At 69.0% G+C, this 25,018-nt stretch carries 25 protein-coding genes and 3 pseudogenes; 17 read left to right on the plus strand and 11 right to left on the minus strand.

Annotated elements, in window-relative coordinates; translation table 11 throughout:
• The first annotated feature begins 309 nt into the window (after positions 1–309).
• On the plus strand, positions 310–1,359 hold the full coding sequence (locus ACIGXW_RS12870) for a cytochrome P450 (RefSeq protein ID WP_399573502.1): 1,050 nt from the start codon (positions 310–312) through the stop codon (positions 1,357–1,359).
• Positions 1,360–1,530: 171 nt separating this feature from the next.
• Positions 1,531–2,538 carry a JmjC domain-containing protein gene (locus tag ACIGXW_RS12875; RefSeq protein WP_399572656.1) on the plus strand — a complete coding sequence of 336 codons (1,008 nt, stop codon included), beginning with the start codon at positions 1,531–1,533 and terminating at the stop codon, positions 2,536–2,538.
• Positions 2,539–2,661: 123 nt separating this feature from the next.
• On the opposite strand, the gene ACIGXW_RS12880 is transcribed toward ACIGXW_RS12875, so the two are convergent.
• Positions 2,662–3,930 carry a BTAD domain-containing putative transcriptional regulator gene (locus ACIGXW_RS12880; RefSeq protein ID WP_399572658.1) on the minus strand — a complete coding sequence of 423 codons (1,269 nt, stop codon included), beginning with the start codon at positions 3,928–3,930 and terminating at the stop codon, positions 2,662–2,664.
• A 136-nt stretch (positions 3,931–4,066) separates the two neighbouring features.
• Here ACIGXW_RS12880 and ACIGXW_RS12885 point away from each other — a divergent pair, with 136 nt between their 5' ends.
• Entirely contained in the window at positions 4,067–4,351 is a 285-nt protein-coding gene (locus tag ACIGXW_RS12885; RefSeq protein WP_399572660.1) for a TfoX/Sxy family protein, read from the plus strand.
• A gap of 327 nt (positions 4,352–4,678) precedes the next feature.
• On the opposite strand, the gene ACIGXW_RS12890 is transcribed toward ACIGXW_RS12885, so the two are convergent.
• Positions 4,679–5,113 (minus strand): hypothetical protein, encoded by a 435-nt coding sequence (locus ACIGXW_RS12890; RefSeq protein WP_071967766.1) that lies wholly within the window; start codon positions 5,111–5,113, stop codon positions 4,679–4,681.
• Between the two features lie 789 nt (positions 5,114–5,902).
• On the opposite strand from ACIGXW_RS12890, the gene ACIGXW_RS12895 reads away from it, so the two are divergent.
• Positions 5,903–6,643, plus strand: a complete 741-nt coding sequence (locus tag ACIGXW_RS12895) for an alpha/beta hydrolase (RefSeq protein ID WP_399572662.1) — start codon at positions 5,903–5,905, stop codon at positions 6,641–6,643.
• A gap of 114 nt (positions 6,644–6,757) precedes the next feature.
• A complete protein-coding gene (locus ACIGXW_RS12900; protein ID WP_399572664.1) occupies positions 6,758–7,051 on the plus strand; it encodes an AAA family ATPase in 294 nt (97 codons plus the stop codon).
• Between the two features lie 872 nt (positions 7,052–7,923).
• Here the strand turns inward: ACIGXW_RS12900 and ACIGXW_RS12905 are convergent.
• Positions 7,924–9,036 (minus strand): ABC transporter substrate-binding protein, encoded by a 1,113-nt coding sequence (locus tag ACIGXW_RS12905; RefSeq protein ID WP_399572666.1) that lies wholly within the window; start codon positions 9,034–9,036, stop codon positions 7,924–7,926.
• Positions 9,037–9,286: 250 nt separating this feature from the next.
• Here ACIGXW_RS12905 and ACIGXW_RS12910 point away from each other — a divergent pair, with 250 nt between their 5' ends.
• Positions 9,287–9,481 (plus strand): hypothetical protein, encoded by a 195-nt coding sequence (locus ACIGXW_RS12910; protein WP_399572668.1) that lies wholly within the window; start codon positions 9,287–9,289, stop codon positions 9,479–9,481.
• A gap of 187 nt (positions 9,482–9,668) precedes the next feature.
• A complete protein-coding gene (locus ACIGXW_RS12915) occupies positions 9,669–9,806 on the plus strand; it encodes a hypothetical protein (protein ID WP_177338749.1) in 138 nt (45 codons plus the stop codon).
• 92 nt (positions 9,807–9,898) lie between these two features.
• Here the strand turns inward: ACIGXW_RS12915 and ACIGXW_RS12920 are convergent.
• Positions 9,899–10,757: pseudogene (locus ACIGXW_RS12920) on the minus strand (maleylpyruvate isomerase family mycothiol-dependent enzyme).
• A 166-nt stretch (positions 10,758–10,923) separates the two neighbouring features.
• Between ACIGXW_RS12920 and ACIGXW_RS12925 the strand changes: the two are divergent.
• Positions 10,924–11,496 (plus strand): histone-like nucleoid-structuring protein Lsr2, encoded by a 573-nt coding sequence (locus ACIGXW_RS12925; RefSeq protein WP_399572669.1) that lies wholly within the window; start codon positions 10,924–10,926, stop codon positions 11,494–11,496.
• Positions 11,497–11,578: 82 nt separating this feature from the next.
• Here ACIGXW_RS12925 and ACIGXW_RS12930 read toward each other — a convergent pair whose 3' ends face one another.
• Both ACIGXW_RS12930 and ACIGXW_RS12935 read right to left on the minus strand, forming a co-directional pair.
• The gene (locus tag ACIGXW_RS12930; RefSeq protein WP_399572671.1) at positions 11,579–11,917 is read right to left on the minus strand and encodes a thioredoxin family protein; all 339 of its coding nucleotides are present in this window, start codon (positions 11,915–11,917) and stop codon (positions 11,579–11,581) included.
• A gap of 641 nt (positions 11,918–12,558) precedes the next feature.
• Positions 12,559–13,508: pseudogene (locus tag ACIGXW_RS12935) on the minus strand (SDR family NAD(P)-dependent oxidoreductase).
• Here ACIGXW_RS12935 and ACIGXW_RS12940 point away from each other — a divergent pair.
• Positions 13,507–13,671 carry a hypothetical protein gene (locus tag ACIGXW_RS12940; protein ID WP_399572673.1) on the plus strand — a complete coding sequence of 55 codons (165 nt, stop codon included), beginning with the start codon at positions 13,507–13,509 and terminating at the stop codon, positions 13,669–13,671. The pseudogene ACIGXW_RS12935 and the gene ACIGXW_RS12940 sit on opposite strands and share 2 nt — an antisense overlap.
• A gap of 289 nt (positions 13,672–13,960) precedes the next feature.
• Here the strand turns inward: ACIGXW_RS12940 and ACIGXW_RS12945 are convergent, their stop codons facing one another.
• The 4 genes from ACIGXW_RS12945 to ACIGXW_RS12960 all read right to left on the minus strand — a co-directional run bounded on the left by ACIGXW_RS12945 (position 13,961) and on the right by ACIGXW_RS12960 (position 17,461).
• Positions 13,961–14,479: a hypothetical protein gene (locus tag ACIGXW_RS12945; RefSeq protein ID WP_399572675.1), complete on the minus strand. Its 519-nt coding sequence runs from the start codon at positions 14,477–14,479 to the stop codon at positions 13,961–13,963.
• 297 nt (positions 14,480–14,776) lie between these two features.
• Positions 14,777–15,451 carry a class I SAM-dependent methyltransferase gene (locus tag ACIGXW_RS12950; RefSeq protein ID WP_399572677.1) on the minus strand — a complete coding sequence of 225 codons (675 nt, stop codon included), beginning with the start codon at positions 15,449–15,451 and terminating at the stop codon, positions 14,777–14,779.
• Positions 15,452–15,527: 76 nt separating this feature from the next.
• Positions 15,528–15,923: a glycine-rich domain-containing protein gene (locus tag ACIGXW_RS12955; RefSeq protein ID WP_399572679.1), complete on the minus strand. Its 396-nt coding sequence runs from the start codon at positions 15,921–15,923 to the stop codon at positions 15,528–15,530.
• 917 nt (positions 15,924–16,840) lie between these two features.
• Positions 16,841–17,461, minus strand: coding sequence for a hypothetical protein (locus ACIGXW_RS12960; protein WP_399572680.1), 621 nt, complete (start codon positions 17,459–17,461; stop codon positions 16,841–16,843).
• Positions 17,462–17,605: 144 nt separating this feature from the next.
• Here ACIGXW_RS12960 and ACIGXW_RS12965 point away from each other — a divergent pair, with 144 nt between their 5' ends.
• Both ACIGXW_RS12965 and ACIGXW_RS12970 read left to right on the plus strand, forming a co-directional pair.
• Positions 17,606–18,004: a hypothetical protein gene (locus ACIGXW_RS12965; RefSeq protein WP_399572682.1), complete on the plus strand. Its 399-nt coding sequence runs from the start codon at positions 17,606–17,608 to the stop codon at positions 18,002–18,004.
• Between the two features lie 946 nt (positions 18,005–18,950).
• Complete coding sequence (locus ACIGXW_RS12970; RefSeq protein ID WP_399572684.1) at positions 18,951–19,121, plus strand: hypothetical protein; 171 nt, start codon at positions 18,951–18,953, stop codon at positions 19,119–19,121.
• Between the two features lie 532 nt (positions 19,122–19,653).
• Here ACIGXW_RS12970 and ACIGXW_RS12975 read toward each other — a convergent pair.
• Positions 19,654–20,049 (minus strand): hypothetical protein, encoded by a 396-nt coding sequence (locus ACIGXW_RS12975; protein ID WP_399572686.1) that lies wholly within the window; start codon positions 20,047–20,049, stop codon positions 19,654–19,656.
• Between the two features lie 459 nt (positions 20,050–20,508).
• Here ACIGXW_RS12975 and ACIGXW_RS12980 point away from each other — a divergent pair.
• The 6 genes and pseudogenes from ACIGXW_RS12980 to ACIGXW_RS13005 all read left to right on the plus strand — a co-directional run.
• Positions 20,509–21,161, plus strand: a pseudogene (locus ACIGXW_RS12980) (IS5 family transposase); the annotation flags it as partial.
• 51 nt (positions 21,162–21,212) lie between these two features.
• Positions 21,213–22,030 (plus strand): IS5 family transposase gene (locus tag ACIGXW_RS12985; RefSeq protein ID WP_399572688.1). Its coding sequence is split into 2 segments (ribosomal slippage): positions 21,213–21,555 and positions 21,555–22,030, totalling 819 coding nucleotides; the frame shifts between segments, so codons are not numbered across the junction.
• Positions 22,031–22,080: 50 nt separating this feature from the next.
• Positions 22,081–22,899 (plus strand): IS5 family transposase, encoded by an 819-nt coding sequence (locus ACIGXW_RS12990; protein ID WP_399573503.1) that lies wholly within the window; start codon positions 22,081–22,083, stop codon positions 22,897–22,899.
• Positions 22,900–23,263: 364 nt separating this feature from the next.
• Positions 23,264–23,590, plus strand: a complete 327-nt coding sequence (locus tag ACIGXW_RS12995; RefSeq protein WP_399572689.1) for a transposase family protein — start codon at positions 23,264–23,266, stop codon at positions 23,588–23,590.
• A gap of 179 nt (positions 23,591–23,769) precedes the next feature.
• Complete coding sequence (locus ACIGXW_RS13000; protein WP_399572691.1) at positions 23,770–24,009, plus strand: hypothetical protein; 240 nt, start codon at positions 23,770–23,772, stop codon at positions 24,007–24,009.
• 131 nt (positions 24,010–24,140) lie between these two features.
• Positions 24,141–24,812, plus strand: coding sequence for a cutinase family protein (locus ACIGXW_RS13005; protein ID WP_399572693.1), 672 nt, complete (start codon positions 24,141–24,143; stop codon positions 24,810–24,812).
• Positions 24,813–25,018: the final 206 nt, after the last annotated feature.

The raw sequence follows: 25,018 nt of genomic DNA on the forward strand, positions 1-25,018 counted from the left end.
TATGGTGCCCCGGGTTTTTTATAACCGTAAAATCCCGCCCGCCCCCCCCCAAAACCCCGGGGGTGTCGCAACGGTCCCTCCCGCTCGGGGGGGGGGCGGAGGACGCGGTCATGCCGCTGCCTCCGCCGACGCCGCAGAGTGCTTCTGGCTGCCGCGTTCCGCGGCGGCCACGACCGTGTCGGATTCCGCCGCAGGCCGGGCCGCGGCGTGGAGTGGCGGTCCCGCCCGCTTCTTGCCCGGAGTTCTCCTCCTGCCGCGGGGAACGCATTTCATCGCCATTCCAATGGAGGCGGGATTCTCGTGGAAGAAATGGTGTCGGCAGTGGTGCGCGACCATTCCGTCGTGTACGCGCCGCGGATGCAGGACCTGCTTGCCAGGGAAGAGAAGGTATTCCGGATCGACGCGACCACGGTCGGCGTCTCCGACTGCGACCTGATGGCCGAAATCGTCGCGGGGCGCCCTGTGCTGGCGACGGAGCGCTCGGTCTACAAGCCCGCTGCAGGAGCCGACATCCCGCACGACAGCGCGACACGGACGATCCGCGCGCTGGGGCAGGACGTCATGGCGGGCATCCGGACTCCGCCGCCCCCGGCGCGCGCACTGTCCGGCGCCTGGCCCTACGCGGCCACCTCCTACCTGCGCCGGTGGCTCTTCGCGTCCGACCCCCTGCCGGTCTCCCTGTTGTCGAAACGCGGCGTCACACGCTCCGACACGGTCTCCCGGATCGTCGACCGCGCCGTCACGCTCTGGCCGGGATCCGACGCCGAGGGCAAGTGCACCGCGCTGGCCGAGCAGATACGCGGCGCTTCCGGCACCCAGGACAGGAAGCAGGCCATCGCGCTGTACCGGCGAGCGACGGCCACCCTCTGCGACGGCGTGGCCGCACTGGCCGGCAACGCCCTGTGGCTCATGGGGCCGGCACGGGAACAAGAGGGAGGAGCCCGCGACGACCTCACATCGGTCCTGTGGGAGACGCTGCGACTGCTCCCGCCCGCATGGATGCTGTTCCGCAAGGGCGGGGACGCGTATACCGGACTGCACCCTGAAATCCGTCCCACGGACAGCGTCGCGCTCTTCCCGCTCCTGATGCACCGTCACCCAGATTACTGGTCCGACCCCCTGGAGTTCCGGCCCGAGCGGTGGGCCGGGGTGGCGGACCCGGAGAAGACGCCCGCGTTCATGCCGTTCGGGTTCGACGGTGCCCGCTGCTGGGCCAAGCATCTGGTCGTGCCCCTGGCCGAGAGTCTGCTGACCGTCGCCTTCGACAACGGACTCGTCATCCGCAGCCCGCGGCAGGAGGCGCACATCCCCCTGCGCTCCCTGCTCTCCGTACGGTTCGACGCGGAAGCCGCAGCGTGACCTGGCGCAGCGCCCTTGCGCCGCCCGCCTTTCCCGGCGACCCGGACAAGGACAGGGTGACCACCACGCGGAACCCTCCCGCCCCGGAACCCGCCACCCGCGCCCGTCCCGGGCAGTCGCCGCCGGCCACGAGCACCGAACACCGAACACCCTGACACCACGGGAAACACCATGGAATCGCCCACGCTGGCCACATGGGTCGGCGACGTCCAGAGCTTCACCCGCCACCAGTGGCAGCGCCGGCCTGCGCTCTTCACGCCGGAGACACTCGCCTCTCCGTTCGACCTCGACGAGTTGGACACCGCCTTCGACGGAGGGCTGCTGCGCACCCCCTACCTGGAGATGGTCCGCTCCGACAAGGTCGTCGTCCCGGCCGATGCCTACACCACATCACGCCTGGTCAACGGCACAACGCACCACGGCTTCGCCGACCGCGCGAAAGTCGTCGCACTCCTGCGCGCCGGGGCGACGCTGCTCCTGCGATGCGTCGACCAGTGGCACCGCCCGACGGGCGATCTGGTGGCGCGGTTGTCCGAGGAGCTCGGCCGGCGCGTAGAGGCGTTCTTCTTCGTCACACCCGCCGGCGGTCAGGGCCTCGCGGTGCACCGTGACGACGCCGACGTGTTCGTCCTCCAGGTGGCCGGACGCAAGACCTGGTACGTCCACGACGCGCCGACGGTGGCGGACTGGTCGCTGGGAGAGCTCCCGGAGAACGAGCACTCCCCGCTACTCCTGCACAGCGTCCTTGAGCCCGGCAGCGTGCTCTACGTGCCGCGCGGCTTCGCACACCGCGCGGTGGGCGCCGCCGGCCTGTCTGCCCACCTGTCGCTGACGATCCGCGACATCTCCCTGCAGGATCTGCGCACGGCCCTGGAGCAGCGGCTGTCCGAAGGCCTGGACCTCCCGGCGCGCCCGCTGGGCGAGGCCGCGATCGCCGACGCCTGCGCCACGCTGCTCAGCCACGTCCGGGCGACGCTCGACACGATGGAACCGGAGGACCTGCGGCTCGCCGCACGAGCCGCTCAGGTGCGACAACCGTTCGCGACGACGAGTGCGGAGACGTTCACCGACACGGCCCAGAACTGGGGGGCCGGTGGCTCCGCCGCCAGGCGCGCCGGGCCGGCGTCCATCCATCGCACGTGGCGCAGGCTGCGCGACGCGGCACGCACCGCACGCTGACGCACAGCCACACCGTTTCCGGCTGCGGCTGGAGCCGCTGCCTTGGGGCTATCGGCTGCGATCCGCGATTACCGCTTACCGGTCCCGTGACGTGCTGCCGGGCTACGAGCTACGGGCTACGGGCTACGGACCAACGGCTCGCGTCCGCGTCGTGAGCCGCGCAACCGCAGCGTCCCACCGTCCCCGCCGACGCGCGGTCACGGACGGGCCGTGAGCCGCTCCAGCGCCGTGTCGTACCGTGCCCGGAACCCCTCGTCCGCCGATACCCGCAGCAGCGAACCGAGTGCCCGTACCGCGCCGTCCTCGTAGCCGGAGGACTCCGCCTCCCCGGGCTGCCAGGTCGAGCTGCCAGATGCCCTCGGCCTCGTCCCCGAGCCCCAGCAGCGCCTCCCCCCTCGCCATGAGCAGCAGTATCCGGGGCACGTCGGCCGTGCCCGGTCGATCGTCGAGGGCGAGGGCCTTGGTCGCCGTGTCGAGGGCCGGGCGCCATTGCCCGGCGTCGACCTGATGCCGGGCGAGGTGCTGCAGGGCCAGTCTCTCGATGGTCCGGTCGCCGGCCTTGCGCGCCAGCTCCACCGCCCGCTCGCAGACCTCCGCGGCCTCGTCCGGGTCGCCGAGCGCCAGCAGGAACTCGCGCAGCACCTCGATGAGGCCCGGCTCGCCCGTATCGCCGAAGCCACGCATGTCGGCGTAGAGCCGCCCGTCGGGAAAACCGGCACGGCCGTCGTGTGCCCACTGCAGCACGAGGGCCGTCTTCCCGACCCCGGCGGGCCCGGTGAACAGACAGACGGGCCCCTCGCCCGCAGCGGCTCGGGACAGGGCGGCGAGCTCCGCCGCCCGCCCATGGAAGCCACGTGGCGCGCGCGGGAGCAGATCGGGCGCGCCGGAGTGGAAGGTGGTCAGTGTTACGGGTGGGAGAGGCGCGGCGTCCACCGTGGCAGCACGGGACGGGGCCGCTGCCTCCGTCGCCGCGTCGTCGGCTTCCCCGCGCAGGGCCATCGCGTAGGCGTCCGCCAGCTCGCGGCCCGGGCCGATCCCCAGTTCGTCGGCGAGCGGACGCCGGGTGCGGTGGAACCAGTCGACCGCCTCCGACCGGCGGCCCGCCCTGTGAAGCGCCGTCACGAGGGCGGCGGACAGCGATTCACGCAGCGGGTGGGCAACCGCCTCGGCGCGCAGGACAGCGGCGGCCCGGGCATACTCGCCCAACTGCGCGTAGCCCGCCGCCAACTGCTCCACCGAGGCCAGCCGGAGCTCCTCCAGCGCCTGCACGGCGGCCTGCAGCGGTGGGCTCGGACAAACGCCGGCCAGCGCGGGCCCCCGCCACAGCGACAACGCCTCCCGGTACACCGTCACAGCCTCGGCCGGGCCGCGCTGATCACGAGCCTGAGCCACCAGACCCTCGCCGCGGTCGAGGGCAACTTCGGCACGGTCCTGGCACCCAAGCTGCAGAAGGGCCCGGTCTCGGTCTCGGTCGTCCAGGACCCGTGGGAGAACCAGTGGTTCCTCTGGCAGGTCGGCGGCTGACCTGATGGCCTACGACGAGGTGCTGGCGGACAGGGTCCGCCAGCACCTGGAACAAGCCGACCTGGATGCCGTGGAGAAGAAGATGTTCGGTGCGGTCTGCTTCCTGGACCGGGGGAACACGGTGGCCGGGGTGTTCGGGGACGACCTGCTCGTACGCGCCGACCCCGACGACAGGGACGACGCCCTGACCCAGCCCAGCGCACGGCCCTACGAATCCCGCGGCCGGACCTCGAAGAGCTGGGTATACGTGGCCGGCGAGGTCCTCGACGACGAAGTCCTTGACGACTGACTGCGGGCGGCCTGGGACGCCACAGCCGGGCTACCGCCCAAGTGACCCACCCTCACGCCCCTTGCGGAATCGCCGCAGCGGGGACGCCGACGCCTTCCGCAGGACGGGCCACGCTCGCGGCCCCTGGCGGTGCATTGCATCCGTCCCCACCGACGTCATCCGCTAGCGCATCCGCCTCCTCAAGGACGAGCCGCAGAGGCCGTTCAGGAGGCGTGCCTGCACGGACTGCGCGCCAAATTCTGCGATGTCGCCGACACCCTGGACGACACCTCCCGCCCCAGGTGACGGCAATGGCGCGCACGGTGGCCCGGACCCGAGCGCGAGCGGTCAGCCGGCCACAGGCAGGGCGGCCGCTATCTCGTTCCGCTCCTTGCGGCCGACCAACGGGAAGATGATCTTCAGTCCCTGCTCGCTCTCCGGGGAGGAGACGACGAAGGACGAGTTGAGCAGGCGTTCCTTGATCTCCGAGCGGACGAGACCGGTGCGCGGGATCGTCATCAGGTGCTCCTCCGGGCGGGCGAACGTCGGGTTGGCCCGGAAAATGAAGATGCGGCGGTCGGTCATCGCCAGATACATGGGGATCCGCGCCGGGATCACGGCCATGGCGCCACCGCTCATGATCGCCGAGGCCGCCGCGAACGCCGCGGTCCGGCGCACGGAGACGGAACTCAGGTTCACGATGGTCGTCACCTCGACCCGCTCACCGGGCTCGAGCATGGGGTCGACGGCGGCCAACAGCAGTCGGCGGCGCTTTCCGTTCACGGGTCGTGCTCCTGAAAGTCGTGCGTTAACCGAACGGAACGCTCGCGTCCGGTCGGCATACCTTGCCATACACAGCCGCGTATGACGCCCCGCCCATCCGGAAGGAGCAGTTCGAGGAGATTTGCGGGGCGAGGGGCCACGCCCCGCGGGCGCCGAGGCGGCGCGGGTCCGGTTGCGGCGCCAGGGGCCGACCAGGGCCGCGCCCGCGCGGCGCTCCATCTCGGTGAAGGCCGGCGGTCTACTGATGGCCCACTCGCGGGCTTCGGCCTCGGTGAACGCGCGCTCGGCAGGAGTCGTCCCCCAGGAACGGGCCTCGTACTGCACGAGCAAATGCGGCCACATCAGCCGCGGCCCGTAGCTGAAGCTGGCCTACGAGTGAGCACTGTGGCCCGCAGGCTCTTCGCGGGCCACAGTGCTCAGTACGGGCTGTGTCGGGGTGGTGCACGCCTTATCCGTCAGGCGAGGGAAGCCGACATGGGCGGCTGCCTGCGCAGTAGATCGTCCGTCAGCGGTTGATTGCCGACTTTTCGGTGCTCGAATCGGTGGCGGACGTGTGCTTCCCGACCAGTGACAGGCGTGACCCCGACGCCGTGGTGTTCGACCACAGAGCCTCCGCAAAAACCCGTTGACGGAACCACGGCAACCACTGCTACGTTTCCGGAGGCCGTGCAAGAGAGCGAGGAGGTGGTACCCGTGAACGTATCGACATGGGTGCTCCCCTCCGGGGTCACGGTCGGGCGATAGGTCGTCCGGGAGCGCCGTTCAATGGCACTCCCGAAAGACACGACCATGCAAATCACTTCTGAACAGCGTCTCGACAACTCTGGCCTCGAGCGCGAATTCACCCTCGGCGAGATCCCCGGCATCCTGTGGACGCCCGGATCCGCGTCCGCATCCGCACCGGCGCCGCTGATCCTGCTCAGCCCCCCTCCTCTCGGGCTGCGCAAGACGTACCCCCGACTGGTGGCCCGAGCCCGGCACTCCGCGGCGGACGGCTTTGCCACGGCCACCATCGAGCTCCCCGGGAGCGGCGACCGGCCCCGTTGGCCCGCCGCCGAGCAGGCCCTCGCCGACCTGCGCCGGGCCATGGAGGTCGGCGAGCCGGTCAGCGACGAGATCATCGACGCCCTCATCCTCCCCCTGGTCGACAAGGCGGTCCCGGAATGGCAGGCCGCCCTGGACGCCCTCTTGTCGCTGCCCGAGATCGGCGGCCCGGTCGGGTACTCGGGGGGAGTAATCTCCATCGGGACCCGGCTGGCGGTGGTCGAGCCGCGCATCTCGGCCGCTGTTCTGTTCGCCGGGAGTTTCGTCCCTCGCGCCATGTTCGAGGAGGCCCGCCGGGTCACCATTCCTCTGCACGTCCTGCTGCAGTGGGACGACGAAGGGAACGACCGGCAGGCGGCCCTGGACCTGTTCGACGCCTTCGGCTCCAAGGAGAAGACGCTGCACGCCAATATGGGCGGGCACACCGGCGTCCCGCAGTTCGCGGGGGACGCCGCGGCCCAGTTCTTCACCCGACACCTGAAGTGACGCCGGGCCGTCAGGCCACCAGCAGACGGTAGCCGTGTTGGCCAGGATGCTGCTCCTCCAGGGAGAGATCCCGGCCCTCCTCGGCTCTCTGCAGCACGGGCCCCTGCCAGAGTCTTGGCAGGGGCCCGTGCTGCCCGAAGCCATGAACGCCGCCGTTTTCGCCGCCCTGCTGGGTCAGCGACGACGCTGGTAACCAGGGAGCCACCCGACGCGGTCTCCGCGCTGCAGGCCGTCCTGGAGGCCGTCCTGGAAGCCCGCCTCACGCGACGCCTGACGACCGTAATCGACGCGACCAACACCGAAGCCCGCGCTCGCGCACAGCTCATCGCGACCGCCCAGCGCCACGACGTCCCCACAGTCACGCTCCTGGTCGTCACGCCCCTCTCCGCCTGCATCGAACGCCGGTAACCGCGGCCCGCCAACCGCCGAGGCCCGGAAGACACCGTCCGTGCCCAGCACGCTGCCCTGGCCGACGCCCACCCCGGCCTCCACGACGAGGGCTTCGACCACGTGCTCTTCAGCGACAGCGTCCACCGCCTGGCAGAGCTGCTGCTCCGGGTCAGCAACACCCAGCAGGCCGAGCGCAGCCTGTACACCGGCGATGGCGACGGCCTGCTTCTTCGCGAGTTCTTCGGCGCAGAAAATCGCCGCACTGTTCCGTCGGAGGACCGGATCACGAATTGCTGGCGGCGACCGCGTAGGCGAGATCCGGCTCTGCCCGGATCGCCTGACACTCGCCCTGCGCCCAGACATCCCCGGCCTGTCCGGCGTGGGGTTCGAGGCCCTGCTGCCCTGCCCTTATGACGACGAACGACCCGGCATGACCTGGGCACCGGCCTGCTCCGCAGCTGCTCTCCTGCGAGCCCTGGCCGGAGATGTGGACCAGGACGTCATCCGCTGCACTCCTCAAAGCCCGCACGACGACGAGGACCAGTCGCTCGATCCCGAGGGCAGTACGAGCGCTATGAGCAGTACGCGGAGGTGGTGAGGCTGTGAGTAGCAGCAGCCCACACCCGCACCCACTCAACCAAGGCGACCTGCCGCACGGCGACCGCTGGGTCCGCGGCTACCCGGACTGCTACCTGCCGAGAGTCTCGCGACCGATGCCGACCGCCTCGCCGCGATCGAAGCCCGCACGGGAGCCTTGTCCACGAGGGACTGGCGGCAGCGCGCCACGGACGCCGGAGTCATTGACGATGGGGCTGCTCGTGATCACGACTGACGGAGAGGTAGAGAGCCTCAAGTCGAACAGATCTGGGCAGCCGGACCTCCGTGCTCTCTCAGCTGGCGTGAAGGATCCGGAAGCGATCGGGTTCCGCCGGGTCCCGATCAACGACTTGGACCGACGTCCAAGCCCATTGCCAAACGCTGATGTCCGGCGTGCGGGAGAACCGAATCTGCCCGCGGGTGCCCTCGACAGCAACGCGCGGCCAGGATTCGGCAATACGCGCCCGCTCCGCGCCGTGAGAACGCAGCACATCGGCGAGGACGGCGACCGTGTCGTAGCCCTCGAAGGCGACGAAGGATGGCGCTTCGCCCAGCCGCTCGCGGAGGGCCGTCTCAACTCGTGCACCTAGTGGGGTGAGACGCTCGGGCAGGTAGCGCAAGAACGGGATCGCTGAGCCGTCGTCGCCCAGCAAAGCCGCCCATTCGGCGAACTCCGGTTGCCCGGCCGGAGCGCCGATCATGATCTCGGCGAGGCGCTGGTCACTGCGGACAGACTTGACGATCGACACCGCCGGCTCCGGGTGGCCGACCAGAAGCAGGAGGGCTGATGCGCGATGGTCGACGAGTTCGTCGCACACGGCCGTGGGGGTGAGCGCGCCCATGCCGAGTTCGATGACGGTGCCGCCGCGCGGAGCAAGGTAGTCCCGCAGGATGCGGGCCCCGGACGCCCAGTAGACACTCGGCTGGGCTGCTACGGCGATTCGGCTGTGGCCCGCGCTGAGGAGGAAGTCCGCGTAGATCTGCCAGCCGTGGGACTGCGCCGGGCAGAGGCGCGCGACCCATTCCGTCGGCTGTTCGGTGAGCGCGTCGAGAACCGCTGACGAGCAGAGGAACGGCAGGCCGAGGGCGTCGGCCCTGGCGGCAGCGGCGCGAGCGACGACGCTGTGATACTCCCCCGCCAAGGCAGCCACGCCCAGACGAGCCAGTTCGTCTACGGCCGCCGCAGCCCTTTGCGGATCAGCCGCGGTGTCTCGGACCACCAGCTCAAGTGGTCTTCCGACGATCCCGCCAGCTTCATTGACTTCGCGAACGGCCAGCTCGAGTCCAGCGAGCAAGTGCTGGCCTGCCTCGACCCAGCCAGGCCGAGTCAGCGGAACGAGAGCGCCGATCCGCACTGATGAGCCGTCAGTCCACTCCGCTGCAGATGACGATGGTGACGTATTCATGCGTTGGCGTCTCCCGTGTGACGATGCGGTCGCAGGTTGCCCAGATCGCCGAGTGACAAGGCCCGGTGGTACGCGTCCATCTCATCTCGCCGTGGCGAACGCACCTGCGTGATCATGCCGGACATTGCATCCACCACCATCGCCAACAGGCAACCGATTATGCGTTCCGCGCTGAGGTCCGCAGAAGCCGCTGATCACGCCCTGCATGACCCGGTCACCCCATCGAGGACCTCACGGTGGGGTGCCACCCATGGTCCGGGCCGATGCTGTGTGGGGGCGGCGGGCGGAGCACGGCCGTACGACGCCGCGTTCACCGCGCACACGGCCGGACGGCTGGGGAGCGCGCGGACTGCGCCCCGGCTGGGAGCCCGACTGGTCGGCCACGTGGGCCGGCCGCTGGGACAACCCCTTCAGCTGGACCCACACCAGCGCCATCGAGCTGTAGCTACGTCCCCGGGACGGCCGCCATTGCCTGGCAACCACGTCGCCCGTCCCAAGCCACCCATCCCGCATCAACGAGAAGGGGAAACCAGTATGGCTTCCATCATCGTGCGCTCCCCGGCCCCGTACGGGCACATCCCCGCGGCGACCGCCGCCATCCGCCTGACCGAGCTCCGCGACCAGGACCCGGCATGCTCTACATCGTCCTGCGCCGCCGCGGCGACATGGCTACCGCCACCGTCGAAGACGAATACGCGCAGCGCCGCACCCTGCCGCTGTGCGCTCTCGTCGACTACCAGCTGGACCAGTGGCACTGGGCCCGCACGTGAAGCCCCACGATGCGATGTGTTAGCGGCCAGTTATTGGGGAGGCAACTGGCCGCCTGTGTCACCGCATGTGACTGCCGCCAAATTGGTTGGCGTCAGTAGATGATTGACACGATTTGGCAGGTTGCTTCGGCCAGTTCACGGTCGCCGTCGATGCGGGCGCGGGCCAGGGCGGTGTCCGGCTGGACGCCGCGGGTGCACAGGCGCCAGGCGGTCTCCGCATCCAGGGCGACGAGCGCGGCAGGCCGTTTGGCGTCCGGCTCGGCAAGCGACCAGTGATCCCCGATGGCCGTCACCGTCCAGCTGCCGTCGGCCGGGCCGGGCCGTTGATCCGCACCTGGATCTGCGTGCCAACTGGCGCGGTGACCTCGCGCAGGGTGTGGGGCAGGGCCCGCATGAAGGTGTCCAGGACCACGGACAGGAACGGATCGGGATCCGTGTCCTGGCCAATGGCGTGGCGGATCTGCTGGCGGTGGGTCCAGAACTCGGTGAAGTCACGGGCGCTGTCCAACCACATCGGCGCCGGATCGACCCCGGCCCAGGACACCCCCAGCGAGGGGGAGCCGGGGTCAGCGGCCTCGAAAAACCGGGCGACCTGCCCGCCGATCAGGTCAAGGGTGTCGGTGAGCGCGGCCGGGCTCACCCGGCGGTGGGCGTCGACCCATTCCTGGTTGATGCGGTGGATGAACGCCTCCAGCGTTTCACCTGGCGCGAAGCCGGGGCCGTCCTTGCGGCCATCACGGTCCCGGGCGAGGCGCCCGTAGAAGTCGCCCAGGACGTGCGCGGCAAGATCCCGGAGGTCCAGCCCGGCACCGCCTCCTTGCCCCAGTCGGCTGACGCCAGGCTGCTCAGCGTGGCCATCAGCGCCGCCTGCTCCGGGGCGAACAGGGAGCGGGCATCGATCGGGGCACCGAGCCAGGAATGGCTCGGCACGTCATTGAGCTGGGCGTTCATGACTCAAGCCTGCCAACCAGATGACCGTTCCGCTCGTGAATATCCCATTACGGCGACTCCCTTCGGCTACCTCGCGTAACCGTGCCAACTGGCCATACATGGGAAAACCTGGTGGCCGCTGTCAAGCGACCCTTCGGCTCATCAACCGGCCCGCCAAGGATTCGTGATGTTCGCGGACTTCAGCAAGCCGCTCACGGCTGAGCTCATCGGTCTCCAGCCCACCACCTCCGAACAGAACACGGCCGCCGCCCGCGCCGCCGCACGCCGAGCCCACGACGAGGACGACCTGCTCCGACTCCTGGACATCCTCGGGCTGCCACCGGACGGGAACACCACCACCTCGTTACTCCCCTATCTCCCCACCACGGACCCCATTGCCGCCAGCATCCGCAACCGCGCCGCACGCATCCGCGCTGACCTCACCGAGCTGCGCGGCCGACACGCTTCCGAGCAGGTCACGCGCGACGCCGAAGGGCACGTCGCCAGGGCCAAGGCCGAACTCGAGGCCGCCATGGCGGATCTGCGCACGGTCAAGGCCAGCGGCCGCGGCCCCACCGCAGACCCGGCCACCGAGCCGACCCCCATGATGCGGCGCAGCAAGGAACAGCTGGCCGCGATCCGCACGTGGGCCCGCGCGAACGGGCACACCGTCGCCGACCAGGGCGTCATCCCGAAGAAGATCGCGGCCGCGTACGAGGCCGCCTACCGAGCCTCGCAGCCCCTGGCCGCGGCGGGCTGAATCGTGGACGACGCGATAGTCCTGGACGGCTTCCTGGGCTCGGGGAATCCGCCTCCCCGGCCGGAGAAGGGCGGGCGGCCGGTCAGAAGTGAGCGAGCAGGAGATCCCGGACCTCGGTGTAGGTCATCGGCCCCGCGCCGCGTGCCGCCACCTCACCTTCCTTGAGCAGGACGACGGACGGGGCTCCCGTGATGCCGTACCGCTTGGTCGCCTCCGGACAGCGGGTGATGTCGATCTTGACGGCCATCAGGAGGTTCGCGTACTCCTCGGCGATCCGACCCACGACAAGGTCCATTGCCCGGCATGCCTCGATCGCCTTCGGCCACGTCCCGGAGAAGTAGGCGAGGACCGGGCCTTCACACATCCTGAGCACAAAGTCGACCTCCTCGTCCTCCAGTGGCTGATGAACCCGTCGTGGCATCGGTGCTCCTGACCTCGTGATCGACGTATCGGGGCACCATCATCGCCTCTGACACGCGCCTTCGACGCCGACCGCGGCCAGGTCCCGGTCTTCACGGCGCCCGGGGCGTGGGTCAGCGAGGGGCCAGCCCCGAAGCGATTGGCGACCTGATCGACGCCTCCGAGAACGGCGGCGCGTCCCGATGACAACCGCCGCACCTCACCACACACCGTCCTGGAGCCGTTCCTCGCCGGCCACCCCCGCGGATCGTGGTCCGCCGACGAATACGCCGCCGCTCAGCGCGCCCAGTGCACTGACGCCGGAGTCGTCATGGACCCGGCAGCGACCAGTTCCCCGTGGTCGCCGACACCACCACCCAGTAGCACCACCCCGAAGCGCCGCGCCCGCCTCTCCCGGGCCGTCCGCGGCGCCCCCGTTCCCACCCTCCATCAGCAACCCAGGAGGCATCTTCGTGCACCCGATCCACCTGATCTCCTTCGGCTGCCTCCACCTCCCCACCGACCAGGACGGCAGGCCGGTCCCGCCGACCGCTGACAGGGTCGAGGACATCCGCGACGGGCTCCGCGCCCTGCCGCCGCCCGAGACATCCTCGCCCCCAGGAACTGCTCGACCACCTGTTGGCCAACGCGCGCGTTCCTGAGCTATCCGAAAATGGTGCTGAGGTCGGCGCCGGTCAGATCACAGCTTGCGTCCCACAACCGTGCCGCGACGGAGGGGTCGGCGAGGTGGTTCCACACCGGTGCACGTCGGGGCTCACCGCGCAGGCCGAAGACGCGCGGTCCCCACAGCTGGCCTCCACGCACGGCCGGGTCGAACACCGCCCGGACCGCGGGTCAAGCGCCGGCGTGCTTGCCCTGGACGAGGAGGGCCGCAGGTGCCGCGCTCAGCCGTGCACCGGTGGTTCGCACATGGACCGGTGGCCGTGACGGGGTGAGGGACTCCAGCGCGCCGCCGGGATGGACCACCACGCTCGCCACCGTGCTGCCGGCAGCGCGCAGGCGGCGGTCGAGTTCGACGCCGAAGTACATCTGGGCCAACTTGGAGCGTCCGTAGGTGCGCTTGGGCTGGTAGTCCTTCCGGGACTGCAGGTCGTCGAGGTGAGCCGCTCGGACTTCGTCGCGAAGCTGCCCATGGTCACAACGCGGGCCGCTGGCGCAGGCGACAGCAGCGGCATCAGCCACTGGGTCAAGACGAAGTGCCCGAGATGGTTCGTGCCGAACATGAGCTCGTGACCGTCCCCGGTCTCCTTGCGCGGCGGGTCGTCAAGCGCGACGCCGGCGTTGTGGACTACCGCGTCGAGGCGTTCCACCTCCAGTGATTCCACTGCTGTTTCGAGCGACGAGAGGTCAGCGAGGTCGAGCCGTATGGCCCGCACCCGTGCGCCGTGGACGCGCGCACGGACCGAGGCCGTGGCAGCTTGGGTCTTGGCGGGATTCCGGCTGCCGAGTACGACGGTGGCTCCGGTTGCCGACAACTGCTCCGCGACGAAGTACCCGATGCCGGCGTTGCCGCCGGTGACCAGGAAGACGCGGCCATCGGCACCGGGTAGTCGTTGGACATTCCAGGGCGGGGCGGAGGATGTGGACGACATGGCGACGGGGTCCCTTGCTGTTGAAGGCGGCTGCGGCTACTCCCTGAAAGTCGAACCGCTCCACGCCGACGGCACCACCTGCGACCACGCGGTCAGCCCCTCAGGCAAGCCGCGCGACCCGGACTCCGGCTGCGCCGGCCGCCGTTCCTACCGCGGTCTGTAGCAGTTCGTGCGGCCAGGTCGGCGAGCCGCACGGCCGGCGCGTCCTGGCCGAACCCGAGCAGCCCCGGCACCGTGCCCAGCACCAGGCCCACCTCGCCGCCACCCGCTGACGACACCGACGAACACGCGCGCTGCCCCAGCACCCGGCCGGCGCTCCGGCGCCGTCGGCAGCCGGCCGCACTCCCCTGAGCTCCCGGCCCGCCCTCTGCGGCGGGCTCGGATGTCGCTACGGGCGGGCCGGGCTGAGGACACGAGGGATCTTCCGGTGGCCCTACGGACTCCGCGCCCCGTCAGCTGGTGAAGGTTTCGTTATCCACGCCGTGGAGGAAGGTGAGGCGTTCGGCGGCGTCGGTACCGGGCTGGGGACGATAGAGGAAGAGGCGGTTGCCGGTGTTAGGGCTGAGGACGGCGTCGCCCTGGAGATCGAGGCGGCCGGCCCGCGGGTGGAGGAGCGTCTTACGGGTGGAGCGCACGAGCGTGACTTCACCCAGCTCCCACATGGCCGCGAACTCCAGTCTCCTCTTGAGGAGCTCGTCGACGAGGGCCTGCCTGGCAGCGCGGCGGCAGTGCCGGTAGACCGCCGCGCGCAGGTCGGCGACGATGACGCGGCCGATCGCCTCGTGATCCTCCTCGAGGTAGCTGCCGCACACCTCGGGCCGGGTGAACCAGGCCCAGGCACCGTTGCCCTCGCGGCCGGGAAGGCCGGCCAGAGGACCGAGAAGGGGCCACGGCCATGGGGTTTTGTATGACGATGGTGCCGAGGTCGTCGACGATCTGGGACGGTGTGCCCTTGAGCGCGTCCAGGACATGCATCAGGCCGGGGTCGGCGTAGCCGTCGGTGGCCGGGCCCTGCGGGGGCAGGTAGCCGGCGACCGCGTACAGGTGGTCGCGTTCATCGGTCTACTGCGGGAACGGTACGGGCTCCGGGGTACGTGTATTCGTAGTCGTAACCCATGCTTGCTGCCACGGCCGCACGGCACCGCTGGTGCTGTCGCTCGCATTCCTCTTGCTCCTAGACCCACTGCTGGATGTACAGAGAAACAAGTGGGCGCGAGCCCTCCGGAATCGGCATGGGGAGTGTGAGGCGGTACCGGCGGGAAGCCCGTTCAGGAAGACGACGCCAAGGCGCGCACCAGGAGCGTGCCAGTCTTCCAGCCGTCGGGCGGGGCGATCTCGTTCGCCAGGGGGTAGCGGAAGCCGTGTTGCTTCAGTCGGTCGGTCCACATGTCGGGGGTGTAGTCCCAGCGCTTGACGACCAGCGGGTTCGGGTCGTCGGCTTGGTTGATGTAGGACGCCTGGCAGCCGTAGCAGCCTTCGACCGGGGGCCGCTGGGAGAAGGCGAGCACTCCGCCGGGCTTAAGGACCTGGCGGATGGCGGGGAGCATCTGGTCCGGGTCGGTGAACCAGATGGCGCCGAAGACGGAGTACACGGCGTCGAAGCGCTCGGCGGTCTCGCTCATGAAGTCGAGCGCGCCGCGCTGGTGCAGCTCCAGGCCCGGCAGGTCGCCCCAGCGCTCGCGGGCCGCGTCGAGCTGAACGGGCGAGATGTCGACGCCGACGGCGCGGTGCCCGACGGTGGCAACGTGGGCGAGGTTGCCACCTGTACCGCATCCCAGCTCCAGGACGGAGGCGCCTGCCCTCTCGCCCAGCACTTCGATGCCGGGGCCGTGGTCGGGGTACTGGGTCCAGTTGAACCAGGTGGTCTCCCCCTCGGCGTTCTTCTCCCGCCGGCCGCCGGGCTTCCTGTGGGCGTAGGTGTCCCACGCCGTCGTGTCGCTCACGTGCTCCTCCGTCGTATTCATGGGCGCGACCGGCCGCACCACGTGGGTACGGCCGGCCCGGGTGCCTGTGCGCTGATCAGCTGGTCTTGGCGGCGTTGCACTTCGGGCTGTTGTGACAGTTCGCGTGACACTGCGAGCAGTCGGCGATGTCCAACTCCGGCCAGAACTCCAGGTCGACCGTGTACCCGGCCGCCCGGATGGCCTCCACGGTCCTGGCACGCAGACCCTTGCCCCCGCCGTGCTCCTCACGATCCAGGAACCCGGGCTGGTGGTGAACGAACTTCCCGAACGTCTCCTGGCAGAAGTCGGCATACGCCTTGGTCCGAAGGACGAACGCGTGCCAGAAGTCGTCCACCAGCGGGGACGGGCTCAGCGGCTTCTCGCTGGCCGCGCCGGCGGCCACGAACGCCAGAATCTGGCCGACGCCCCGCGTCGCCGTGTCCGCCGGGATGTGGTCGTACTTGGCCCGCACGTCGGCGGCGAACAGGCCTGTTCGGTAGGCAGGCGGCGCTCTCCTCGTTGCTTCCGCTCTCGACTCTTGCGGCATGCTGCGTCCCGGAGAGAGATCTCACTCGTAAGGGCGGTTTATGTCTATGGACTTGGCGGAGGGGAAGCCTGGCTCCGGCAGCGGGGGACGGTGCTAGCTGCAAAGTCGAGTCTTGGAGGTGCTATGACACGTGTCCGGCGAGTAGCTATCGCGCTCGCAAAAAGCGTGATCGCCACTTTGACGATCGTCGCCCTGGTTACACCTGCGGATGGCAATGGCCTTCTCGGCGGCTCTCTGGGGCGTGGGGTGAGCACTCTTCTTAATGGCGTCAACTATGGGCTTACTGGTGGCCAAACCTGACGTCTAATACGGCTCGAACGCAGCCCAGGCGGGCGCTGCGGGCGCGGGCTGCGTCGAGGCCCTCGTTGGTGCCTGGACGATTGGTGCCCTGGACGATTGGTGCCTTCCTCGCGCTCGGCGTTCTTGCCGGACTTCTTGTCGGTGAAGATGCGTTCGCACCCGGCATCCGCAAGGGCGCGGATCTGCCGGTCGAGTAGTTGCCCCTCGTGGACACCCGTGCGTACCCGACGAGGGTGCCGGTCCGTACGGCCGGGACGGGGGCGAGGAGATCGTCGTCGGCTTGGTGGCGGGGCGGCTGCATGGCCCCGGTCGTACAGAAAACGGTGCCCCTCTATTTGTTGAGTACCACGACTTTTTGACACCGTTTCTCGCGCACGATCCGGGCCTCGATGGGCCCGGATCGCGGCGTTAATGATCTTGTTAAGGGGCGGGGCAGCAAACACGCCTTGCGACCTCGGGAGCGTTGTCCCATGTCAGAGCGCTTCACGCTCCGGCTAGCTGGGGTCAGCGACCCTGGAACCCGTACAGAAAGTGACCTGCAATCAGGAGCGGAAGCCGATGACACCGAAGCCGGGCCGGGCCTTCGCGTGCCGCATCCAGCCCAGGCACTGCATGACGGCCTCGACGACTTCGGGCTCCAGCGGCGGGGCCTGCCCCGACTCGTCGACTGCCCGCTTGGTGGCCTCGAACTGTTCCAGCGCCTGGGCGATGGCCTCAGGCGTCCACTCGCCGCAACCCGGCGTGTAGGTGTACGGGAGGGGTTCGGGCAGATCGTTGTAGCCGAAGGCTGCCACGGACACGGCGGTGATGCCCAGGGCGGTCAGGCCCTGGTCGACTACGGACAGCCAGTCGCCCCGGTGCGGTGTGAAGCAGGAGTTGTCCAGGAACGAGCCGGTCAGTGAGCACAGCCGGTCGTAGGCGTAGCCGTACTGGAAGGCGTGGTCCTGCTCGTCGCTGAAGGGGCCGCCGTAGATGACGGCGCGCAGTGCCTCGTATGCCGTGGGGGCGCCTTTCGCGATCGCGTGGCTGAAGTAGTCGTCGTCGCGGGCCAGGCTGTCCGCGAATTCGGTGCGGATCACCTCAAGCAGCTGGTCGTCGCGGGATCCGACCAAGGCGCGCGTAACGGTCACGTCGAGCAGGTAGACGCTCAGGGAGGAACTCATGGGACGGGAATCTAAGGGAAGCCACTGACATCGCTTGCGGGCGGTAGCTGACCGGCGCGCAGCCGTGGTCTGAGTACCTCGGCCCGTCCACTGTGAGTACTGGTACGGATTCCTCTGGCTTCGTCGGGGTGGTGAGGTGGCGGCATGACCCGTCACCAGCTTTCCTCCCCGGTCCGGCCGGAAGGCGCGATGAATGCTGTCCGTCCGCCGGAGACCGGGCACTCGCCGGGGTACGTCTTGACGAGTCGGCGCCTGGCCGTCATCGGCCTCTTCCTCTTCGTGCCAGTCTTCCTGCTCCAGGTGGTGGTGATGGCGGGCATGCAGATGGCGACGGCCGCTTGCTACGACGACGGATGCTCTGAGCCTCTGATGGAGGCGATCGGCTGGTGCTGGCCGGTGATGTGGGCCGCAGGCGGAACCGGCCTGGTCGCCGCGCTGGTGCCCAACCGCTTCGCTGCAGCGCGCTGCGCGATGGCTTGTCTCCAGTACGTGCTGATGGTCGCCCCGTTCATCCTTCTGTACGCCGCGCGCCCCGGGCCGTGACGCGGCGCGCCCCGGGGCGCCAGTACCTGCCGACAGGCCACGGTCGGTGTCCGCCTGCTGATCGGGGCAGAAGCCGGTACCCGTGGTGGCGTGGTATCCGAGGCGGCCACCCGTCCGGGCAGCCGGAGGCCGGGCCACCCGGGCATGGCCAGCAGGCGTTGCGAAGCCCACGATTACGTTTGGTCGCCAGTTCCGGCCTTCGACCCCAGCGCCGTCCGGTCGGCAACGAAAGGGGCCTTCCGGCGCCCGCGGGCGCAGCTCACCCGAGCTTCGAACGGGCGCTCCGCGGCCGTGTACGCCCTCGGGTCCGGCGCCGCGCCCGCTCCGGCAGCGTCGAGGGCTCCCGTTCCATCCACGGCCGCGCCCGTTCCCACGCCATCGCGGCCATGACAGTCCTGAGCGGCCTGGGCAGGGCAGCGCATGCGTCGCGGCACTGAGGCGTGCTGCAGTGCAGGGGGGAGGCGTCGGTGTCGAGCTGTGGGTAGTGCATCGTCTTGGGCGGCAGGTAGGTGCAGCCGCAGATCACGCAGGTGAACACCGGCCGCATCTGTGCCCGCCCCGAGTCCGTCTCGTCACTCATCCTGAGACCTTTCCCGTACCGGAGCAGTGCGAACAGGCCGAAATGAAGGTACGGGTGACCGGCACCTGCTCGCCCTTCTCGTTCAGCTCTACGGTGTGCCGCTCCTTGTCGGTCATCCCTGCACCGTTGCACGCATTGCAGGTCTGCTCCTGACCACGGGACATGCGGACTACCTCCTGCCTTGTGGCCGTCCGTCATCGAGGCTAGTACCCACAGCTTCCCCTGGGCAGCCCATCGATCCAATACCTACTCGCCGGCATCCCACCTGCGCCCGCCATCACGGCGTCTCCCCTACCGACACCCTTCAGTGAGGTTCTGGACCAAGTCCCGCCCCAGCGAGCGCAGACGCGTATCCGCAGCCCGGCTGTGCCCGCTGAGCCGGACGGAGTCCGGCCCGGCCCGAGCCTTGACGGCACCGTGCCGCAGGACGAGATCGCCGAGATGATCGACCACTCCTGGGAACGCGTCGTAGCCAAACTCTCCCGAGGCACCCGCGACCTCCTGCGCACCCTGCAGCCAAGGTGGGAGAGCCGCTGACCCCAGCCTCGCCCCGCGCCCACCAGCAATAGCGGCAGCCCCTCCTCTGCCCAACGTCGCTCCAGATCAGCGATCCCGGCCCTTCCACTGGTGGACGGATCACGCTCGCCGACCCCGTGAGCACACCGGGGCTTCCCGGACCCGCGCAGCCTGCCCAGTAGCCGCATCGCCGCGGGTCAGCCATCTCCGTTGTTTTTGCGGGGCGATGATCCGGCTACCCCGACGGCGCAGACATTCCCGAGCGCGGGGACAGGAACGCAGACGACGGGAGGCGCCGGAGCCTTTCCGGCTATGGGTGCGGGGCCCGGGGCCGGCTGCCAGCGTGCTTCACGGGTCCGGATAGATGCTTCCGGCCTACAGGCCCCCGCCACGGAGGGACAGTCCGCGACGAGGGCCTCCGATAATGATCGGACGGCGTGTGACCGTCAGCCCTCAGTGTCTGTGAGGACTGCCGGTCACCGTCCGGTCAGCCACCTCCCCACCTCGCGGAGAACCGCGCAGACGAGTCTCGGTGTTTCCGGCGGGTACAACGTCATGTCTTGGTTGCCTTGTAGCCTTCAATCTGTCCGAACAGGTTGAAGGGCTGAGCATGGATACCGAATTCCAGCACGCGGCGATCCGGCTCCCCGAGGGATCCTGGTGGGACTGGGAGGTCATCACCTGGAACACTGACGAGGTCCGGCTTGCCGCCGGGCACGACCTGACGTACCACCATGGCTTGGAGCTGGTCTTCAGTGATCCGCTCTTCGTCAGCTGCCCGACGACGTTTCACGATCCGGTCTTTCGCGCGCCCACGCCCGAGGAGTCGAGGAGAGTCGGTCGGCAGCTCTGTGGGACTCCGGGTGTTCTGGTTGCCTTCGAAGCGGACGCGAACGGCCGGGAGCCAGCCTTGTGTTTCATCGCTGCGGGACGACTCGAAATCGTGCACGAAACCGTTCTGAGGTACTGGCGGGAGGATGCGGTACCTGGCCAGCGCTTTGCTCCATGGGTGCGGCCTGGGAACGACAGGTGAACGTGGAGTCGCTCTCAAGGGCGAGGACGTCGCCCAGCTCTCCCCGCTCAAGGACCGGCACATCAGCTTCCTGGGCCGCTACCAATTCAACAGCAAGGCCAGCGGCCCTGGCCAAGGACTCCGCCCGCTACGCGGCCCGCACGCGCCGGAGCTGGACGAGGACAATGCGGCTCTGAACTGACTGAGCTTTCCGGGGAGGGATTCACGTGAGTCACCGCGCCGCGGTCTTGCCAGGGGCATGACGCTGGGAAGATGACGACGCCCTTGCGGGGGGGCGGGGCCTGGGAGTGCCTTGAGCGCTTCCCCGACGGCCCGCCCCACGCGACTCATCGGCGGCGGCGCCCCGGACGAGCCGCAATTTTCCCGCGCTGACGCGCGGCCTCCGGTTGCGCCTGGCGGCAGCTGCCGACGGTCTTCGGAGCCTCCTGGCAGACTGTGCACCGGCGCTTTACCGACTGGTCTGCGGCCCGGGTCTGGACCAAGCTGCACCGTGTGCTGCTGGACCAGCTCGGCTCGATGCGGACTGGTCGCGTTGCGCAATCGCCTTGATCAGCGTCCGCGCCGTCAAAGGGGCCCCTGACGGGACCGAATCCGACCGACCGCAGCAAGAAAGGGTCGAAGATCCATGTCATCTGCGACCGCAACGGCCTGCCGATCTCGGTGGGCATCTCCGCCGCCAACCTGCACAAAAGCCAGGTCCTGGTGCCAATGATGCGCGGCATACCTCCCGTCCGCTCACGCCGCGGCCCCCGGCGCCGCCGACCAGCCCGGCTCCACGCGGGCAAGGGTACGACTTCGATCACCTGCGGAACTGGCTGCGACGTCGGCAGATCGTGCCGCGCATCGCCAGGCGTGGAGTGGAGACTTCCGGCCGTCTCGGCCGGCACGGCTGGGTCGTAGAGCGCACGCTGTCGTGGATGGGCGGCTGCCGCCGCCTGCACCGCCGCTACGAGCGCAAATCCGAGCACTTCCTCGCCTTTGTCGGCATCGCCAGTGCCCTCATCTGCTACCGAAGTCTTGCCAACTGAGACGACCTCTTAGACCGTGTCCTATGTGGTGAGGCCATCGTTGGCCCGTTCATGGGGCGGGGTACATGGAGTTGGATTGTTCCGGACGGGTTGTGGGAGATCGCCAAGCCGCTGATCCCTCCGTCGAGGGTGCGCCCGCAGGGCGGTGGAACGCAGGACACACCTGATGAGACGCTGTTCGCGGCCATCATCTACGTCCTGGTCAGCGGCTGCGCCTGGCGGGCGCTGCCGCCCTGCTTCGGCATATCGAAGTCGACCGCCCACCGCAGGTTCCTCATCTGGTCGAGGGCCGGCGTCTGGGCACGACTACACGAAGCTGTGCTGCACCGGCTCGACGACGCAGGGCTGGTCGATGTCACCCGCGTCGTCCTCGGCACCGCCCACGTCAGGGCTAAAAAGGGGGCGAACACACAGGTCCGAGCCCCGTGGACCGGGGCAAGCCGGGTTCCAAGATGCACATCCTGTCGGACGCGAACGGACTGCCCCTCCTTGTCGGCGTCTCAGCCGGCAACACCCACGACAGCGAAGGCCTGAAGCCCATGGTCGAGGGTCACCAAACGAGACACGACCCGTACAACGGCCGGTACTTCAAACCCCAACGCCTGCACGCGGACAAAGCCTACGACCGCGCCGACCTGCGCAGATGGCTTCGATGGAAGCGCATCGGAGTTCGCATCGCACGCAAAGGCATCGAGTCCAGCGAACGATTAGGACGACGCCGCTGGGTCATCGAGCGCACCATGTCGTGGCTCTCCGGCTACCGCCGACTCAGCCCCCGCTACGAGCGCAATCCCCGCAACTACCTGGCCTTTCTCGGCCTCGCCGCCGCCCTGTGCTATTACAAGAGGCTCATCCGCCTCACCACATAGGACACGGTCTTAGACCGTGTCCTACATGGTTGTTGGCCGTTGGTGCGGTCATGGGGAGTGGGCGGTGGGGCTGGATTGTTCCGTGCGGGCTGTGGCAGTTGGTGAAGCCGCTGCTGCCTGCGACGCGGGTGCGTCCGCAAGGCGGCGGGGTAGCGAACATCGATGACGAGGCGGTCTTCGCCGCGATCGTCTATGTGCTGGTGAGCGGGTGTGCGTGGCGGGCTCTGCCGCCGTGCTTCGGGGCGTCGAAGTCGACGGTGCACCGCAGGTTCCTGATCTGGTCCCGGGCCGGTGTCTGGGGCCGGCTCCACCAGAAGGTGCTCGAGCTCCTGGACGGGCAGGGCCTGGTAGACCTGTCCCGCACCGTGCTGGATGCGGCCCATGTGCGGGCCAAAAAAGGGGGGGGCGAACTTGCAGGTCCGTCGCCCGTGGACCGGGGCACGCCGGGCTCCAAGATGCACATCCTGTCCGACGCAGGCGGACTGCCCCTCCGTGTCGGCCTCTCCGCCGCCAACACCCACGACAGCCTCGCCCTGAAGCCGATGCTCTCCCATTTCCACATGGGACACGAATCCCACGCAGCAGAATCCAAACCGCAACGGCTCCACGCCGACAAGGCCTACGACATCCCCCACCTGCGAAGATGGCTGTGGGGCAAGCATATTGGCGTCCGCATCGCCCACAAAGGCATCGACTCCAGCGAACGCCTCGGCCAGCGACGCTGGGTGATCGAGCGCACCATCGCGTGGCTGACCGGCTACCGCCGCCTCACCATCCGCTACGAACGCCACCCCCGCAACTACCTGGCCTTTCTCGGCCTCGGAGCGGCGATCTGCTGCTACAAACGACTTCTCAAACTCACCATGTAGGACACGGTCTTAGTCCAAACACCTACCTCGTCGACGGCGTAGGCAGGTGGGCGAGGGGGTGGCGGTGGACCGGCGGCAGTCCGAGGAGAAGGCCGGGCCACACTGTCTCCAGGACATGGGCTATGGGCATGAACAGCGCCGCACCGAGAAGGGCAGGCCGGACGCTTCGCGCCCCACCCAGCGCCGGATGAGGTGGGGATCCTTTGCGTGCCGAATCCGCGCCGGCTATGACATCGCCTGCCGGGCAGGTCGCGGGCCGTGCGGTGCTGGCGGTGCCACCACATGAGCGGGGCATGGACGAGACGGTCCGGCCCGCGGACTATCAGCGGATCATGGACGTGGTACGCGGGCGGACGGGCCGGTCATGGTGAAGCTGGTTTACAACCACCTCGTCGAGCGCCTGCGCGCCCAGGAGTTGGGCGCCATCGGTGACCTCGGATTCGTCGGCCTGGACGACGACCCGGACAACCCGGTGGTCATCACCGGCTACAAGACCGCCCGCACCAAGCCCCTCACGTCAGCGAAGAAGCAGGTCAACAAGCTGATCGCGTCCGTCCGCGCAGTCTGCGAACACGCCTTCGCGCACCTGAAGAACCGGCGCGTCCTCACCAAGCTGCGGCTGTCGCCCCGTGACGCGACCACGCCGCTGCGGGCCCTGCTCGTGCTGACCCGCGCCGAAGTCGCCCCCTGACTGACGATCTGGGGGGAAGGCAACCGCCCACGACCAGTACGAGCGCAAGATCACTGACTCACACCAGCCCCAACGACCTGCAGGTTTCAAAGTTGGTGGACCTTCAATGGTCCGCATGGAACGCCTTCGGCGGGCCGTCGAACGCACGAGTCCACATCGGGCGCAACGCCGATGGCAGGATGGAGGTTTCCGCTATCGGCCGCACCGGTACGGCGCACCGCTGGGAGAACGGCTCCGGCTGGCCGGCATGGGAGAGCTTCGGCCCCGGCGCGTCCGGGGCCGGGTTCGGTACCAACGCCGACGGGCGCATCGAGATCATCGCCGGGACCTCCGCCGGCCCGCTGAACGGCCGCTACCAGCTCGCGCCCAGCGGCAACTGGTCACCGTGGGCACCGGTCGGCGGCCCACCCTTGGCGTGAGTCCGCTCGGACCCTACGGGTTTCACAGGGATTTCATCGGCCACTGCCACTGTCGTCCAGCAAACTCGGCCGACCGACCGTGCACCGCATCGGACGGCGGACGCGTAGGCCCACTACATGGGGAGAATCGAATGCGAAGAGGAAGGATCGCGGCCGCGTTGGCCGCTCTTCTGCTGGCATCGGGGCTTTCACTGGCGCAGGGGTCCGCAGCGCAGGCGGCAACAGCGCGGGTGGCAACAGCTCCGTGCGAGGGCACGTACACGATTGTTGTCGGGGGCACGTGGAGCAGGTGGAACAACGACCGTTTCACCGGCAACATCCAGCAGCACGTAGGGTACTTGAGCGATATCCCCACCGGCCTGGGTGTCCGGTCGGGCGTCAACGAGCTGAACCGGCTGGTCCGAGAGCAACGTGCCGCGTGCCCGGGACAGCACGTCAAGATGGGCGGGTACTCCTTGGGTGCCGCGGTAGTGCACGTCTGGATCAGCGAGAACTGGAGGACGTTCGGCAACGTCAACGCCATTCTCCTCGCGGACCCCAAGCGTCAGGGCGGGCCCGGCACCAACGGCAGCGCCGCGCCGTTCGGCGGTATCATCGGCTACCCGCTCGCAGGCGCTGACCGGAACTTCGGCAACGTGCCGGTCAAGTCGATCTGCTACTGGGACTACATCTGCGACGAGTCCGCCGGCGCCGGGACCTACCCGAAGAACCACAACGACAACTACTGGCCGGACTTCAACATGGATCACCACAACGACGACGCCAACGAGCAGTGGTATAACGGCGCCTGGTATCCCTGGTAACAGCGGGAAGGCTCGTGGTGGTGATGCGGCAGGGCCCCTTGTCGCCGACGTGGTGATCCACTCGCCGCATCGGCTCCAAGGGGCCCTGTTGGTTGCTACTGGCCAGGCGCCGCTGCCACAACGGCCGTATCCGGTGGTGGAAGCGGGTCGGCATCATTGACCGGAGCCTGGCAGGCAGTTGACTCTCCGCGCCTGCACTTCCCCTC

It is taken from the genome of Streptomyces sp. NPDC053079, assembly GCF_044546695.1.
Classification (GTDB): Bacteria; Actinomycetota; Actinomycetes; order Streptomycetales; family Streptomycetaceae; genus Streptomyces.

Excerpts from the sequence above, each read along its gene's own strand:
- ACIGXW_RS12885 (WP_399572660.1), top strand. The coding sequence starts at position 4,067 with ATGGCCTACGACGAGGTGCTGGCGGACAGGGTCCGCCAGCACCTGGAA.
- ACIGXW_RS12915 (WP_177338749.1), top strand. The coding sequence starts at position 9,669 with ATGCTCTACATCGTCCTGCGCCGCCGCGGCGACATGGCTACCGCCACC.
- ACIGXW_RS12895 (WP_399572662.1), top strand. The coding sequence starts at position 5,903 with ATGCAAATCACTTCTGAACAGCGTCTCGACAACTCTGGCCTCGAGCGC.
- ACIGXW_RS12960 (WP_399572680.1), bottom strand. The coding sequence starts at position 17,461 with ATGAGTTCCTCCCTGAGCGTCTACCTGCTCGACGTGACCGTTACGCGC.
- ACIGXW_RS12990 (WP_399573503.1), top strand. The coding sequence starts at position 22,081 with ATGGGGAGTGGGCGGTGGGGCTGGATTGTTCCGTGCGGGCTGTGGCAG.
- ACIGXW_RS12905 (WP_399572666.1), bottom strand. The coding sequence starts at position 9,036 with ATGAATACGTCACCATCGTCATCTGCAGCGGAGTGGACTGACGGCTCA.
- ACIGXW_RS12995 (WP_399572689.1), top strand. The coding sequence starts at position 23,264 with ATGGTGAAGCTGGTTTACAACCACCTCGTCGAGCGCCTGCGCGCCCAG.
- ACIGXW_RS12940 (WP_399572673.1), top strand. The coding sequence starts at position 13,507 with ATGGCGACGGGGTCCCTTGCTGTTGAAGGCGGCTGCGGCTACTCCCTG.
- ACIGXW_RS12965 (WP_399572682.1), top strand. The coding sequence starts at position 17,606 with ATGACCCGTCACCAGCTTTCCTCCCCGGTCCGGCCGGAAGGCGCGATG.
- ACIGXW_RS12875 (WP_399572656.1), top strand. The coding sequence starts at position 1,531 with ATGGAATCGCCCACGCTGGCCACATGGGTCGGCGACGTCCAGAGCTTC.
- ACIGXW_RS12870 (WP_399573502.1), top strand. The coding sequence starts at position 310 with ATGGTGTCGGCAGTGGTGCGCGACCATTCCGTCGTGTACGCGCCGCGG.
- ACIGXW_RS12910 (WP_399572668.1), top strand. The coding sequence starts at position 9,287 with ATGGTCCGGGCCGATGCTGTGTGGGGGCGGCGGGCGGAGCACGGCCGT.
- ACIGXW_RS12945 (WP_399572675.1), bottom strand. The coding sequence starts at position 14,479 with ATGTCCTGGACGCGCTCAAGGGCACACCGTCCCAGATCGTCGACGACC.
- ACIGXW_RS13000 (WP_399572691.1), top strand. The coding sequence starts at position 23,770 with ATGGAGGTTTCCGCTATCGGCCGCACCGGTACGGCGCACCGCTGGGAG.
- ACIGXW_RS12925 (WP_399572669.1), top strand. The coding sequence starts at position 10,924 with ATGTTCGCGGACTTCAGCAAGCCGCTCACGGCTGAGCTCATCGGTCTC.
- ACIGXW_RS12930 (WP_399572671.1), bottom strand. The coding sequence starts at position 11,917 with ATGCCACGACGGGTTCATCAGCCACTGGAGGACGAGGAGGTCGACTTT.
- ACIGXW_RS13005 (WP_399572693.1), top strand. The coding sequence starts at position 24,141 with ATGCGAAGAGGAAGGATCGCGGCCGCGTTGGCCGCTCTTCTGCTGGCA.